General features: G+C 38.2%; 9 protein-coding genes, 1 pseudogene and 1 riboswitch. Of the genes and pseudogenes, 5 read left to right on the forward strand and 5 right to left on the reverse strand.

Annotation, left to right across the window (positions count from 1 at the left end; genetic code table 11):
* Positions 1-1,949 precede the first annotated feature (1,949 nt).
* Both PVV60_RS04960 and PVV60_RS04965 read right to left on the reverse strand, forming a co-directional pair.
* Positions 1,950-2,951 carry a bifunctional riboflavin kinase/FAD synthetase gene (locus tag PVV60_RS04960; RefSeq protein WP_273723562.1) on the reverse strand — a complete coding sequence of 334 codons (1,002 nt, stop codon included), beginning with the start codon at positions 2,949-2,951 and terminating at the stop codon, positions 1,950-1,952.
* Complete coding sequence (locus tag PVV60_RS04965; protein WP_273723564.1) at positions 2,951-3,796, reverse strand: TIGR01459 family HAD-type hydrolase; 846 nt, start codon at positions 3,794-3,796, stop codon at positions 2,951-2,953. Before PVV60_RS04965 ends, PVV60_RS04960 begins: the two co-directional genes overlap by 1 nt.
* 1,235 nt (positions 3,797-5,031) lie before the next feature.
* Here PVV60_RS04965 and PVV60_RS04970 point away from each other — a divergent pair.
* Positions 5,032-5,385, forward strand: a complete 354-nt coding sequence (locus tag PVV60_RS04970) for a helix-turn-helix domain-containing protein (protein ID WP_273723566.1) — start codon at positions 5,032-5,034, stop codon at positions 5,383-5,385.
* A gap of 683 nt (positions 5,386-6,068) precedes the next feature.
* Positions 6,069-7,187, forward strand: a pseudogene (locus PVV60_RS04975) (tyrosine-type recombinase/integrase); the annotation flags it as partial.
* A gap of 87 nt (positions 7,188-7,274) precedes the next feature.
* Here PVV60_RS04975 and gcvP read toward each other — a convergent pair.
* The 3 genes from gcvP to gcvT are packed head-to-tail and all read right to left on the reverse strand — an operon-like array spanning position 7,275 to position 11,563.
* Entirely contained in the window at positions 7,275-10,070 is a 2,796-nt protein-coding gene (gene gcvP / locus PVV60_RS04980; RefSeq protein ID WP_273723595.1) for an aminomethyl-transferring glycine dehydrogenase, read from the reverse strand.
* 5 nt (positions 10,071-10,075) lie between these two features.
* A complete protein-coding gene (gene gcvH, locus PVV60_RS04985) occupies positions 10,076-10,444 on the reverse strand; it encodes a glycine cleavage system protein GcvH (RefSeq protein ID WP_273723568.1) in 369 nt (122 codons plus the stop codon).
* 6 nt (positions 10,445-10,450) lie between these two features.
* A complete protein-coding gene (gene gcvT, locus PVV60_RS04990; RefSeq protein WP_273723570.1) occupies positions 10,451-11,563 on the reverse strand; it encodes a glycine cleavage system aminomethyltransferase GcvT in 1,113 nt (370 codons plus the stop codon).
* Positions 11,564-11,700: 137 nt separating this feature from the next.
* Positions 11,701-11,798: riboswitch (glycine riboswitch) on the reverse strand.
* 446 nt (positions 11,799-12,244) lie between these two features.
* Here gcvT and PVV60_RS04995 point away from each other — a divergent pair.
* The 3 genes from PVV60_RS04995 (at position 12,245) to PVV60_RS05005 (ending at position 14,120) form a co-directional block, all read left to right on the forward strand.
* Positions 12,245-12,907, forward strand: coding sequence for an LON peptidase substrate-binding domain-containing protein (locus tag PVV60_RS04995; RefSeq protein ID WP_273723572.1), 663 nt, complete (start codon positions 12,245-12,247; stop codon positions 12,905-12,907).
* Positions 12,908-12,921: 14 nt separating this feature from the next.
* Positions 12,922-13,128: a Trm112 family protein gene (locus tag PVV60_RS05000; RefSeq protein WP_273723574.1), complete on the forward strand. Its 207-nt coding sequence runs from the start codon at positions 12,922-12,924 to the stop codon at positions 13,126-13,128.
* 611 nt (positions 13,129-13,739) lie between these two features.
* The gene (locus tag PVV60_RS05005; RefSeq protein ID WP_273723576.1) at positions 13,740-14,120 is read left to right on the forward strand and encodes a helix-turn-helix transcriptional regulator; all 381 of its coding nucleotides are present in this window, start codon (positions 13,740-13,742) and stop codon (positions 14,118-14,120) included.
* Positions 14,121-14,917: the final 797 nt, after the last annotated feature.

The raw sequence follows: 14,917 nt of genomic DNA on the forward strand, positions 1-14,917 counted from the left end.
AACAAACATGCACACCGGAAGCCATAAAAATGCATGAAAATTCATATGATGATCAAGGAAAATTATTTTCACCTCACCTTTTATCACTGCTCCACCTCCTTTTTCTTAATCCTCTACCAACACGAGCTCATCCGTACGCCACAAACACCTAAAACGACAGTAAAACCACTACCCCCCATATTCCGGATAAAAGGCATGCAGAGTATTTTATAAAAAAGCCGTAAGCCATCATCTATGGTTAATTATAAGATATTGATTTATAGTAATTAATTATTTTGCACGTTGAATGAGAAACCCTAATACCGTAAGATTCTCCCATTTTTAATCTATTTATAGTGAATCAATCAAAAGCGTGTTTTTTGCATGTCACAAGCAGGAAGAGTTCGTGTGAAGTAAAACGAGTTAAGAAAAATCTCTCTCATAAACGCTCTCAAATAGCCAAGGCTGTACAACACTGAAGGCTTGTCAATATAACTGATGATACCGGATTGCTCTTTTATTAGGCATAAAGATGATAGCGCTCAACGGAGCTTGCAAGATACCATTCATGAGTGCCATCATGAAAATGGATATAGGAAGCGTTGAAAGATATTTCTTTAAAACAAACGCGTAAATTAGCAAAACAAATATATTCCAGCATTTTATTTTACCTGTGGGGTGTGATTATCCTATTCAAAGAACAACAAAAGCCTGAAACTGTTATTTTCATGATTTAAGAGATATTACTCTGGAACCTTTTGAATGTGAAAAAACCGAATTTTAAAAAGACAATCATCTGGACTGATTTCCCCCTTTATAACTTCATATTTTTCCCCAATAAAGCTGTAAATTGATTTCAGAGATTATCCAAATGAATATAGGCAATATAGGGGGCTCTCCTCATCTGGCATACAAAAGCTGTAACAGCAGAGAGAGTATTAAAGCGCCTTAATCTTTATCTCAAACATATTGCTCGCGTTGAGGATCGCTAAAGCAAAAGCTTTATGAGAAAAACAATGCCATAAAGTTACAAAGAGACCAAACATAGATTGGAAAGATGTTCCAACTTTTATCCAATACTTCTATCAAAGAACAACAAAACATTATTAGCTTTGCGTTTTCATATCCTTAAAAACTGCCTGCCCGCTGCATTATAGGTGTTATATTTGTGAAGAAAAAAGGAGATATATGGACAGTTCTTAACTTGAGAATCTGAAAGATTTACGTGATACAATAACAAAATTGTACTTATCAATCAAAAGCATGAGAAATTTTGAAACAAGTACACCTGCTTTCTCGCAATGATTTCTTTTTATCTGCAATCGATCGCAGCCTCCTTAATGTGAAGGACCTCTCACAATATACGAGAAAAACGAGACTGAAAGCATTTTCAAGCAGCTTTATTCTCGTTTACGTTATTGGTTAGCACAAAACAGCTGTTGACCACCGCTCTACTTCACAAAACTCAACAAACAAACCTTTTTTAAAAATATTTATCATATGATACAAAATATCACAGGCGTAAGGTTTTATATAAATTCAATATCATCATAAAAGACGATCCGATATAATAAAACAAATTAGAAAAAAAACCATAAGTTTTTGAAATAAAAAAGTCATCGATTAAATTTTATCAAACTATAAGCTTAAAATCGCAAGAAATTTTAAAAACAGTCTTTCTCCCTCTTCACGTCTATTATTGCCAAATAGGCTGGGGCTTATTCTTTAATGCATCTTTTATGATGGTTTTTAACGGATCAGAAAGAAACAAGCAGTAAACTTTTGAATGACAACAAAAGCCATAAAATGAATTTTGAAAAAGATAATGCCAAAATCAGATCTTCAGATATTCGATTCTCCCTCTCAACAACGGAAAAAACATATATTCCATGATGTTTTGGAATATATCTTTGTGATTATAATCACTTTAAGTGCTATTTTTACGGCTCTTCTCTCTCTTTCAGATAAGTTTAGGGCATATTTTTAAAAGTAAGCAGCCTATCCAACTTTGATAATGGTTGTACTGTCTTTAAAATTTCTTTTGCCTTTTTTTCATCACGGTGCATTTGCGTAATCAAAGGTTCAAGACCATCAAATTTTTCTTGTCCTCGCAAAAACTGGAAAAAAGAAACGGTACAGCTTTCCCCATAAAGGTCGTCGTTAAAGTCAAACAAATAGGTTTCCAAAAGTGGCGCACCATCTTTAACAACCGTTGGACGACAACCAAAGCTTGCAACACCATCATACAAAACACCGTTCGCACGACGCAAACGTACCGCATAAACACCATGAGCCAAAAGAACTTGGGGAGGCAACATTTGATTAGCAGTAGGAAACCCCAAAAGACGTCCAAGTTTTTCCCCTTGAATAATATTGGAGCGTATCCGATAGTGATACCCTAACAAATGGGCTGCTTTGTCCACTTCCCCTTGTGAAAGAAATTGCCGAATAAAACTCGAGGAAATGATCAAAGGTTGTGAATCTTGAGGACGAGCAACGCAAGAAACTTGCACAACCTCAAATCCATATTTCTTTCCCCTTTGGCAAAGAAGATGTACATTTCCGCTTTTCTGATGACCAAATTGAAAATTTTCCCCTGTCACCACAACTGAAACATCAAAAACTTCCTTTAAAATCGATTTGATAAATTCATCCGCTGAAAGAGAGGCAAACTGTGCATCAAAGGGCTGTTCAATCACGCCATTAAAGCCAAGGACTTTAAAAATTTCAGCTTTTTCAGCTGCCTCTGTCAAACGATAGACAGGAGCTGAACGTTGAAAAAAACTTCTTGGATGAGGTTCAAAGGTTAAAACAACGGCTGGTTTCTTTTTTATCCGCGCGAAGTCAAGCGTTTTTTGCAACACCACCTGATGTCCGCAATGAACACCATCAAAATTTCCAAGTGCCAACACTGCTCCCCGCCAAGCCGATGGAAACATATGAGTTCCCTGAAGACGCAAAAAATTAGTCATTACTGAAGTGCCCACATGATTGCTTGTGGTTTATAACCATAATGTTCAAGAAAAGAATGCAATTCTTGCTTATCCACCACACCATTTTGCGTATAATCATGATGATGAATCCCCCCCATAATATAAAGGGCATCAAGACCAAAATGAGCCGCCCCCTTAATATCCGTCAAAAGACCATCACCAATGGCTAAAACTTGACTTTTTTCTACTGTTCCCCGTATTTTTTGAAGTTTTTCAAAGGCACATTCATAAATAGGCGCATGAGGTTTTCCAGCAATGCGCACCTCCCCCCCTAATTGTTGATAAAGACGCGCCAATGCACCAGCGCACCAAAATTCTTTATTGCCATAATGGACAATCACATCAGGATTAGCACAAATAAAAGGTAAATTCCGCGCCCGCATGCGAAGAAACATTTCCTCATAAGCAGAGGGTTCTTCGTCAAAATCTTCAAGAAAACCACTACAGACGACAACAGAAGCCTCCCATTCTTCAACAAATTCACACTCTAACCCTTCAAACAGCACCAAATCACGTTGTGAACCAATAAAAAAAACTTTACGCGGAGCAGTCCGAATGAGATCGCGCGTTACATCCCCTGAAGTGATAATAGCATCATAATAGTCGCTATGAACATTCATGCTTTGTAATTGAGCGGCAACATCTTGCCGTAACCGAGGAGAATTGGTTAATAAAATAACACTTTTTCCCATTTGTCGAATTTTATACAATGCTTTCAACGCTGGTTCAAATGCATGTACACCGTTATGCACAACACCCCACACATCACAAAAAACAGCATCATAATGTGCTATAATAGTCTCAATATGGGTAAGTTCATTCATAGTGCACCTATCTTCATTTATCATTTAAGCTGTCTTTTACTTCAAAACTACTTACCGAAAGATAATACTTGTGTCATCTGCTTTCTCAAGCCATATCCCAACTTTGCATCGCTTATAGCAAGCATACAAAATGATAAAACAAATAAGTTATCATTAAGTGTGCAAAATTCTAAAACGCTTTATATCAAAAGCTTATCATTCCACAATGCTCATTTTTCTCATAAAAACTTTAATCCTAACAATAACTGCGTTGATACAGTTTTTTATCTAAAACACGCACATTCTTAACAACGAACAAAAAAAACCTTAAAAAACGCTTCCTTAAGTATAGAATTATTGATTTATAATAATAATTTATTATTCACACCTAATGAGAAAGCCCAATATATTTTCTCATTTCAGATCTGTTTATATTGAATCAATCAAAACTATTCGCTTGCACATAACAAGCGAACCTGAGCGTATAGATAAAAATACGTAAAGAGAGAAAAAGTAGCTCTTATGCTCCCTTTCAAAGGCAAAAACTGTCGTAATATTTTGAACTGACAAAGAGTATGTGCCGTCCACGCATCTTTTTTCAGTAAAGATAGCAATATAGCTTTTATCCCCTTCATAGAAACCTTTACGTTATACGCTTTACGAAACGCCATTCGTGAAATGGGCACTAACATTGAGAAATATCTTCTTAAAACAAACATGTGAATATAAAACAACCAAATCTATTCTGTTTTGATTTTATTTTGCATGAGGGATCTTTACTCATAAAAACTTTCCCCTATCATCATGATATCTCAGACGCATCTAAAAAATCACTTTAGTTATTGGTTAAGCACAGCACCATAGGCGGTGCCTTGAGCTTAAAAACAAAAATTTTCCTTCGTAAAATGCATATCTGATGTCATGAGTTTAGCAACAAGCCTTAAAAAGTTGAAAGGCAAACAACCTCTCATTAAAAAAAATCGATCCTTCTCAAGAAAAACTATTTTTATTGCCAATTTCCTAAAATTACTTTATGAGTCAGAAAGTGTCTTGGTCGCATACGCACCGACCAATAGGGATTAAAAGCCTGAAAACTCAAACATGAATTGACCCCGCTTTGCGGGTATCCCGGAATTCCGGGAGATTTTGCTATGTCCAAGTGCTTCTCAGCACTAAAAGCAAAATGCTGATTTGAGTTCAGTACTTTTAACTCCCGGAATACTCATGCGAGGGCGCTCGCAACCGGTGGGGGAAAAATGCAAACTCCAAATCTTAATATTGATCTTTTTGTAGGCAAAAAAATTCGCTTTAGGCGAAAAATGCTAAAAATGTCTCAAAAAACATTAGGGCATCATTTAGGTGTCACTTTCCAACAAATCCAGAAATATGAAAAAGGCTTAAATCGCGTAAGCGCAGGACGTTTAAAGGAAATTTCCGATATATTGGATGTCCCACTTGCCTTTTTTTACGCTGATATTATCAAAAAAGAACATACCCCATACCATCATGATGAAATCGCATCCAACAAAGAGGAATATTTGCTTTTAAAAAGTTTTAGAATTCTTACACCTGTCAAACAGAAAGCAATTTTAAACTTAATTTGTGATTAGAATTAAAACACTTTAAAAGCATGGGGTATAAGGTTCTACACGCTTTGTTTTTGGCTTCCTTCCCACACATCAAAAGATATAAATCCCTCTTCAAACTGGTTGATAAACAATTCCACTTCCCAAGAACAGCTCATTCTCGGCTTCCCCTTCCATACGGCTCCTTTCACAAAATTATACGAGCAAGTCCTCTCTTGAATATTCACTACACCTCTCATCAAAACACCCCATGCATAAAGTTTTTGTGCCTTATATCACCACGCCTCAAGCGATGATGTTTTTACAGCACAACAGAATAAGCATTCATGCGGATTTAAGCCCCCCTTCTCCACTGTTGACGCTCCATTTATTTTAATGATGAGCATTTAATATACCTACTATAAAGACTTGGTATCTGTTATAAATTCTAAAGGCATGTTTTTTTCCTCTAAAACCTCAATGCCACACCAACTCCATCATAAGACAACCCATTGATTTATAAAGAGTGTTCATTGTTTTACATGTTGAATGAGAACCCAGAATATCGTAAAATTCTTTCATTTCAGACCTGTTCTAGGTTGAATCAACCAAAACCATGTCTCTTGCAAGTTACAAGCGGAAAGAACCCTTGCGGATAAAAAACTATTAAGAAAGGATTAAAAATGCTTCTAATGAACCATCTCAAGTGCCAAGGACTGTAATAACACCTACGAGCTAGCAAATATAATGATACTGCCGTCCTACTCCTTTATGAAGCGTAAAGATAGTGGTGCTCAATGGATTTACCATTATACAATTCACGGACACCATCGTGAAATGGGCTTGGGTGCATTGCGAAATGTTTCTTAAAAAAAGCCCGTGAATTAGCAAATCAATGGCGTTCTATTTTGCATGAGGGTCGTGCCCCCATTTAAAGAACGCAACAAACAAAAGCGTTAGGCAATAAACAATCTCCATTATTTAAAAGATATTACTTTAGATGCTTTTGAAAGTCGTAAAGCTGAACTTAAGAATAATGGTAAATGGTTTCTACCCTTAAAACTTCATATTTTCCCCAAATTAGGTTGTTTGCCCGTTTCAGAGATTACGTCAACAAAAGTATATGCAATCCCCTCGCCCTCATCTGGCATACAAAAGCTGGAACTACTCATAAAGCTCTTTTTTTTCTCAATCTCTAACTCAAAACATGCGGCTGCATAGGATTGGATGTTGATTTACAAGCAACAGAAAAAGCACGCACGCTCTTAGGAACATAACGCCATAAAACCACTAATAGACCAGCTATGGATTGGAAAGATGTGCCGGATTTTTATAAAACATTTTGTCAAAAAACAACTATGACACATTTGCCTTTGCGTTTGCTTATCCTTACAAGGGTTTGCACACGTCCCTTATGTTATATTCATAAAGATCAAGTTGAGGGTGATATATGGACCATTCCTGCCGAAAATATGAAAGGAATGCGTGATGCTACAACAGAGTTTCGTGTGCCTTTATCATCTGAAGCATTAAAAGTAATTGAACAAGCCCGTTATCTCTCCAAAAATGATTTTATCCTTTCTGCAACCAATCGTAGTCACCTTAGTGAGAGTAGTATGCACAACACATGCAACAGACTGGACCCTATCCCCGTAGGTTTCACTCTCGTTTACGTGAATTAGCTGGCAGACCGGCGCGCCTAGTCACTAAAACCATGTCATACGGTAGAAGGCAAAGGAGAACATGCCTATTGCCTACAGAACACAGCTTTTTGTCGACTTTTTCGATTGTTCTCATGTTATAAAAAAAGATGCAAAATTTTAGAAAATAGACAAATAACTCCATAATAACATGATCAATAGGTAAAAAACCCACACAAAATGTGTGGGCTTTTTTGTTTATGTAAATAAACAAAGTAAATACATATTTGTTATTTAATAGGTATTTCCCAATGGCGGACACGAACAAATGAGCATTCTGTCTCCCGCAACATTATCAATACGTGATACAGGAGGCCAATATTTATTGGCTGGATCAAGAGAGCTGTTGGGAAAAGCAGCTTCTTGTCGCGAATAGGGTCGTGCCCAAGCATCATCTAAAGTATCTGCCACTGTATGAGGAGCATTCACCAATGGATTATTGTCTTTTGGCCAAACCCCACGACCAACTTTCTTTGCTTCTTCAGCAATAGAGAGTAAAGCATCACAGAAACGATCAATTTCTGCTTTTGGTTCTGATTCCGTTGGCTCAATCATCAAAGTTCCCGGAACAGGGAAAGACATCGTAGGCGCATGGAATCCATAATCAATGAGACGTTTTGCAATATCATCAACACTCACCCCATACTGCTCTTTCAACACACGTGTATCCACAATACATTCATGAGCCACACATCCATGCTTGCCCCGATAAAGAATGGAATAGGCGGGTGAAAGACGTGCAGCAATATAATTAGCATTTAAAATGGCTATTTGTGTTGCATATTTTAAACCATCAGCTCCCATCATTCGAATATACATCCATGTAATCGCAAGAATAGACGCACTTCCATAAGGAGCTGCCGAAACAGCATGGGTTGTCCCATCCTGTTCATGTCCTGGTAAGAATGGTTTGAGATGCGCTGCAACTCCAATTGGTCCCATACCAGGACCACCACCACCATGGGGAATGGCAAATGTTTTATGAAGGTTCATATGACAAACATCAGCGCCAATATCTGCAGGACGAGCAAGCCCCACAAGTGCATTGAGATTAGCGCCATCAAAATAAACTTGTCCGCCATTTTCATGAATAATAGAACTAATTTCCTTAATGCTTTCCTCATAAACACCATGTGTTGAAGGATAAGTAATCATGAGAGCAGCCAATTTATCCTTATGCAATTGCGCTTTCATTTTGAGATCATCTACATCAACATCGCCATCGCTTAAACATTTTACCACAACGACTTCCATACCTGCCATATGAGCCGAAGCTGGATTGGTACCATGCGCAGATGCGGGAATAAGACAAACTGTACGTTGATGTTCTCCCCGTGATTGGTAATATCGTCGGATAGCCAAAAGCCCCGCATATTCACCTTGAGCACCAGAATTTGGCTGAAAAGAAACTTGCGCAAATCCTGTAATTTCGCACAACCACGCATTTAACTGATCGATCATCTCCACATAACCCGCTGCATCCTCTTGTGAAACAAAAGGGTGTATATTGGCCATGCTAGCCCAACTCACAGGCATCAATTCAGCCGCCGCATTAAGCTTCATTGTACAAGAACCAAGAGGAATCATTGCACGATCCAGCGCCAAATCCTTATCCGCCAAACGACGCAAAAAGCGCATCATATCTGTCTCTGAATGAACCGCATGAAAAAAGGGCTGGGAAAGAAAAGCAGCATCCCGCATTTTGCCAAAGAGCTGTGGAGAAACCTGATCGCCTAATTGTGCCCCAAAAAGCTGCGCTAAAGCACAAGCATCTTCTTCTGTAGATAATTCATCAAAATTAATGGCAATGGTGTCATCATCGAGAACACGAATAAGGCGTCCACTCATTTTGGCTTGATGTGCAATCTCTTTCGCTTTTCCCTTCACAACAATGCTTACACAATCAAAAAAAGATTCTCCTTCACAAAAAACACCTGCAGCCTTTAAACCAGCAACAAAACGACATGTTAAATGATGAATTCTCTGTGCAATTGCTTGTAAACCTTTCGGCCCATGCCAAACAGCATAAGCAGTTGCCATATTAGCCAACAACGCCTGAGCTGTACAAATATTTGACGTCGCTTTATCGCGCCGAATATGTTGTTCTCGTGTTTGCAAAGCTAAACGAAAACCAACACGCCCTCTCGTATCCACGGATTGACCAACAATACGCCCTGGAATAAGACGCGTTAACGCATCACTCACAGCAAGGTAACCAGCATGTGGACCACCAAATCCCATCGGAACGCCATAACGCTGCATAGAGCCAACAACGATATCTGCCCCCCATTGAGCAGGTGGCTCCTGAAGGGTAAGCGCTAAAGGATCAGCCACAACAATAACTAAAGCTCCTTTTTCCTTTGCCTCTTTTATGATCTCACTGTAATCATGAAAAGAACCTTTTGTATCTGGCCAAGATAAAACAATTGCCGCTGTATCAGAAGCAATTTCGCCATTTTGGCTAATCTGAATCCCTTGTGTTTCAGCACGCGTTTGCGCAACACTTAAAGTCTGAGGATGTAAAAGACTCTGAACAGAAATCTTCGTCTTTTTCTCACGGGAAAAGCGAAAAGCGAGGGCATTGGCTTCAGCTAAAGCAGTTGCTTCATCAAGAAGGGAAGCAGCCGCAACCGGTAAACCTGTTAGTTCACTCACCAATGTCTGAAAATAAAACAAAAGTTCTAAACGACCCTGGCTAATTTCTGCTTGATAAGGCGTATAAGCAGTATACCAAGCAGGATTTTCAAACAGATTTCGTAAAATAACTGGAGGCACATGAGTTCCATGATATCCTTGCCCAATAAAACTTTTGTGCACACAATTACGCTCCATCATCTTGGAGAGTTCTTCCAAGGCTTGTCCTTCACTAGCAGCCTTTGGCAAATTAAGTGAACGTCCCAAATGGATAGAGTGTGGAACAGCTTGAGAAATGAGTGTATCAACACAATCAAGCTCTAAAACATCAAGCATTTTTTGTGTTTCATCAGGTCGCAGCCCAATATGTCGAGAAGAGAAAGAATGCTCGATCATGATACTCATCCAATCAAAGCCTTATAAGCATCTTTATCCAACAACCCTTCCAGTTGTGTCTCATCCTGCAATGTCATTTTCCATAACCAGCCTTCTGTTTCGGCTTTCTGATTTACCAATTCAGGATTATCAGCCAATGCTTCATTGATTTCGACCACTTCACCATCAAGAGGAGCATAAACATCTGAAGCGGCTTTCACCGATTCCACAACAGCAGCTGCCTCTCCTTTGGAGAGTTTTGTCCCACTTTGTGGTAAATCAACAAAAACCAAATCTCCTAATTGCTCTTGCGCATAATGCGTAACCCCAACAGTCACCACTTTTCCTTCAACGCTAAGCCATTCATGGTCTTGTGTAAAATAAGTTTTAGACATAAAAAATCATCCTTTAAAATAACGTTGTTCAACAAAGGGAAGTGAATGAACTGATAATGCAATCTTTTTACCTCGCAGTTCTGTAAAGACTTGTGTCCCTTCAACTTTACAATCAACAGGAACATAACCCATCGCGACAGGACCATCAAAAGAAGGACCAAAACCACCTGATGTTACAACTCCAATCTCATTACCTTGATCATCAAGAAGCACCGCACCAGCACGAATAGGTTGGCGCGTTTGCGGTTTTAATCCGACACGACAACGAGCAGGTCCTTTTTGCAGCGCTTCAAGAAAAGCCTTCGCGCCATAAAATTGTGCTTTTTCTCGAACACTTTTAGAAACAGCCCATGTTAGAGCCGCATCAATAGGTGTCGTATCGGGGGTAATATCATTTCCATGCAAACACAACCCTGCTTCTAACCGCAAGCTATCGCGTGCTGCAAGTCCAATCCACTCAACACGAGAATCACTCAGCAATTTTTCAGCCAACATATGCGCATGCCCTATAGGCAAAGCAATTTCAAAACCATCCTCTCCCGTATAACCAGAACGCGTTATAAACCAATCCTGTTGTGGTTCGAATCCTTGCATAAAGAACAATTCATTCCCTGGTAAATCAGCATCAGCAAGAACAGCAGCCGCTTCAGGACCTTGAAGAGCAAGCAATACCCTTTCAAGAGCAATCACTTGACATTCAAAATCAACCGCACGCTTTTCCAATTCTACAAAATCAGCCTGTGCATTACCGGCATTGGCGACCAACATAAAACGGCCCTCTTCCAAACGGGTAATGATAAGATCATCAAGAATACCAGCCTGCTCATTAAGCAAGTAATTATACCGTGAGTGCCCAATTTTTAAAGCTGCTGCATCAATGGGAAAAGCATAGGATAAAAATTCCACGGCTTGTGCCCCTTCAACAGCAATCAATTTCATATGAGAAATATCAAAAAGTCCCGCTTGTGCACGCGTATGAAGATGCTCTTTCAAAACGCCAAGAGGATAAGTTAAAGGCATGTTCCACCCCGCAAAAGCACCAAATTTTGCTCCTGCTTTTTCATGCAAATCGTATAAAGGAAGTGTTTTTAAAAAAGATGTTTCTTGTGCTGTGCCCATAATAACTCCAAAGCTGCGCTAACGCCCACAGAATATGGCCGTCTCTGCACCCCTCTGTCATCAACCTGAGAGACTCGCGAAAAGATTTTTCGCTTACACCTTCGGCGCGGGCTCTCCCGACTTTCCAGATCTGCCTTCTTCCTTTTACGGTCCCTAAAGCCTGAGAGATTATGGGCTATTTCCCCTTCGGCGGCAATGCGAAAATTCGCAATCTGCACTCTCCCGCAAAAGAATGAAAGAAACGATAACGCTCTTTCCAGCATATTTGAACCTATAACCTATCTTTATCACACTGTCATTAGTAAAGTGATGAAAATGTTCTCATTTTAAAACTTGCATAAGCTGCTTCAAAAGATTTATAATAGCTTCCTTTTGAACCTTACAAAAATTGCAAGGAACACATTTTAGAAAATTTAAGACAAAAATCAAAAGCTATAAACAAAAATACCTCTTGAAAATCATGCAAAACGTCACACACTAAAAAAACCGCAAAGCAATATTCTTTCTCGCGCAGTTCAACCTTAAAGATAGGGTTTCATATTCTTTTTTAGAATAAGGACTTCAAGTATTTTATAAGTATGATTTTAATGCACAAGAAGTGGGTTTTCTGCTTTCTCAATAGTGTCATAAATTGCGACTATTTACAGACTAAAACTACCGAACAAAGGTGACAAAATACTCATGAAAGCTGGTAATATTTCTTACAATTGCGAAAATGATCTTCCAAAGCAAATTGCCCTTTTTCCTTTAGAAGGTGCACTCTTACTACCCGGTGGTTTTTTATCACTCAACATTTTTGAACCAGAATCACTTGAAATGATTGAAAACGTTATGGTAACTGATCGTCTATTGGGCATTATTCAACCACTTTCATCGAATACAGACCGCTTCTCTACACAACTTTATAAAACAGGCTGTATAGGGCGCATTACAAACTACAGTGAAACAGGAAATGGACAACTGTTCATTATCTTACAAGGTGTTTGCCGCTTCACCTTAGAACAAGAATTAACAAACACAAAATCCTATCGAACAGCTCTCATCCAATCAAACATAAAAGACTTGCAAGAATTTGATATTGAAGAAAGCATTAACCGAGAGAACTTACTCGACGTTGTAGAAAAATATCTAACCATACATGAAATGGAATATAATTGGAGCAGTATCATAGAAGCCCCTACACCTATATTAGTTAATGCTTTTTCAGCTCTTATCCCCTTTACACCAGCAGAAAAACAAGCTCTCCTTGAAGCTCCAGATATCGAAAGCCGTGCCCAAACTCTTCTTGCATTAACAGAACGCTCACTCATGAAGCAAATAGGCACAGATTACCGCTTAAACTAATGAACGGTCCCAACATGAAAAAAATGACCACAGATCCCAAAATGCTCGAATTGCTCGTCTGCCCAATAACGAAAGGCACACTCTCTTACAACCGAGAAACACAAGAGCTCATTTCTCTCAAAGCCAAACTTGCCTATCCTATTCGTGATGGCGTTCCCATTATGCTTGCCTCAGAAGCGCGCCCTTTGCAAAACAATGAAGAAATAACGCATAAAAAATAAGAAAATTTCGTTCATTTTTTTATAGAAAGCTGTTATCGATCACTGTTCTATAAAAAACTCTCTTTTGCTTATGCAATCTTTTTAATATTAGTGCTAATCCATCACACACCAGCACCAGCATTCTCTTTACCAACTCCCAATGTTATACTTACTCTAAAAAGTCTTTTGCTTCTGAATGCGAAAAGAAACTTCCGTTTTTATACAAAATAAATGGATAAAGTCATATAGTTACAATTTTAAATATACCCCATAATGATCACCAAGAAATTGTCCTAAATTTCATCAAAATAAAGGGATGCATTGCAACAGCTGCATGTAAACTTTGCAAAAAACAACCAAAACAACTGCTGTCACTCTGGTTGACGATTTAAAGAAATTATCCTATGAATGAACTTGTGTTTTTGATCGTATACGCGACGATCAAATAGGGCCTGGAAGCCCTAAAACCGAGTATAAAATAAACCCGCTTTTTGCGGATATCCCGGAATTTCCGGGGGCTCTTGTTATGTCCAAGTGCTCTCAGCACTAAAAGCAAGAGGCTGGCTCGGTTTCAGCACTTCCAGACCCCGGAATACTAATGCGAGGGCGCTCGCAACCGGAGGGGGAGCAAAGTGCGAACCAAAAATCTACATTTTTACGACATTTCTTTAGGCAAAAAAATTCGCTTTAGAAGAAACGTCTTGGGTTTTTCTCAAAAACAATTAGGAAGTCATTTGGGTGTAACATTTCAACAAATTCAAAAATATGAAAAAGGCTTAAATCGCGTAAGTGCAAGACGTTTACAAGAAATTGCTCATATATTAGATGTTCCCGTTTCCTTCTTTTATGCTGATAACACAAAAAAAGAAGATCCCCTTTATCATTGTGATGACAGAGTAGAAAGCAAAGCAGAATATTTACTTTTGAAAAGTTTCAGAATGATGACCCGCAAAAAACAAAGAGCTATTTTGCAGTTGATTTCTGATGAAAAAAATGACCCCTTATTTTCATAAATTCACTGAAAGGACAATCAACATCCTTAATAATATTGAAAAGAATTGTAACTGTCTCCCCACACCTCATGAGAACGAAAATTCTTAAATCTAATCTGGTCTGTAAATAGTGTGAATTATAACGCGTTTAATTTAGCAATAGCGCGTTGATTTATAATGATAATATAACGTTATGTATATTGAATAAGTATCTCAAATATCGTAAATTTCCTTCATTTCAAACTTGTTCTATATTGAATCAATCAAAATCTCTTGTTTGCACATTACAAGCGGAGTTGGCGTATGAGTAAAAATGTACAAAAAGGCATACTCTTATTGAATTGTCTCTCATACCAAAAGCTGTATCGACATTGAGTACTGGAAAAATGTATGATGGTGCTAACTTGCTCTTTTATTAAACATAAATATGGGGGGGCAACGGCTTTCCACTCATATATTTTACTTGAAGCCAAAGGCTCACCAAACAAGTCTACGAATATTCACACACACTAAAAAACACTTAAATATATCAAGAAAGCTTGAAGATCTTATACCACCATACTTCAAATGAAGATATTTTATAGCATAACAGGATTAAAGTAAAAAACAGACACGAAAAAACTATATGTATAACTTTCATAATAATTTATTTATATAATGGATACTTAAGTTTATCCTGTTGTACCATAAATTCTATCATTTAAGGTATGAGGATATGAAGCACGCATACCTCCTTGAAACATTCAAATGTTTTTAGATGCTAAATGTCTTTTTAAATATTTTTAGGCTTTCTTGTTGAGCCTTAAGTTTCAAGTGAA

It is taken from the genome of Bartonella sp. AU18XJBT (assembly GCF_028618595.1).
Lineage (GTDB): Bacteria > Pseudomonadota > Alphaproteobacteria > Rhizobiales > Rhizobiaceae > Bartonella.

Coding starts and splice junctions, on each gene's coding strand:
- PVV60_RS04960 (WP_273723562.1), bottom strand. CDS start 2,951: ATGACTAATTTTTTGCGTCTTCAGGGAACTCATATGTTTCCATCGGCT.
- PVV60_RS04995 (WP_273723572.1), top strand. CDS start 12,245: ATGAAAGCTGGTAATATTTCTTACAATTGCGAAAATGATCTTCCAAAG.
- gcvH (WP_273723568.1), bottom strand. CDS start 10,444: ATGTCTAAAACTTATTTTACACAAGACCATGAATGGCTTAGCGTTGAA.
- PVV60_RS04965 (WP_273723564.1), bottom strand. CDS start 3,796: ATGAATGAACTTACCCATATTGAGACTATTATAGCACATTATGATGCT.
- gcvT (WP_273723570.1), bottom strand. CDS start 11,563: ATGGGCACAGCACAAGAAACATCTTTTTTAAAAACACTTCCTTTATAC.
- PVV60_RS04970 (WP_273723566.1), top strand. CDS start 5,032: ATGCAAACTCCAAATCTTAATATTGATCTTTTTGTAGGCAAAAAAATT.
- PVV60_RS05000 (WP_273723574.1), top strand. CDS start 12,922: ATGAAAAAAATGACCACAGATCCCAAAATGCTCGAATTGCTCGTCTGC.
- gcvP (WP_273723595.1), bottom strand. CDS start 10,070: ATGATCGAGCATTCTTTCTCTTCTCGACATATTGGGCTGCGACCTGAT.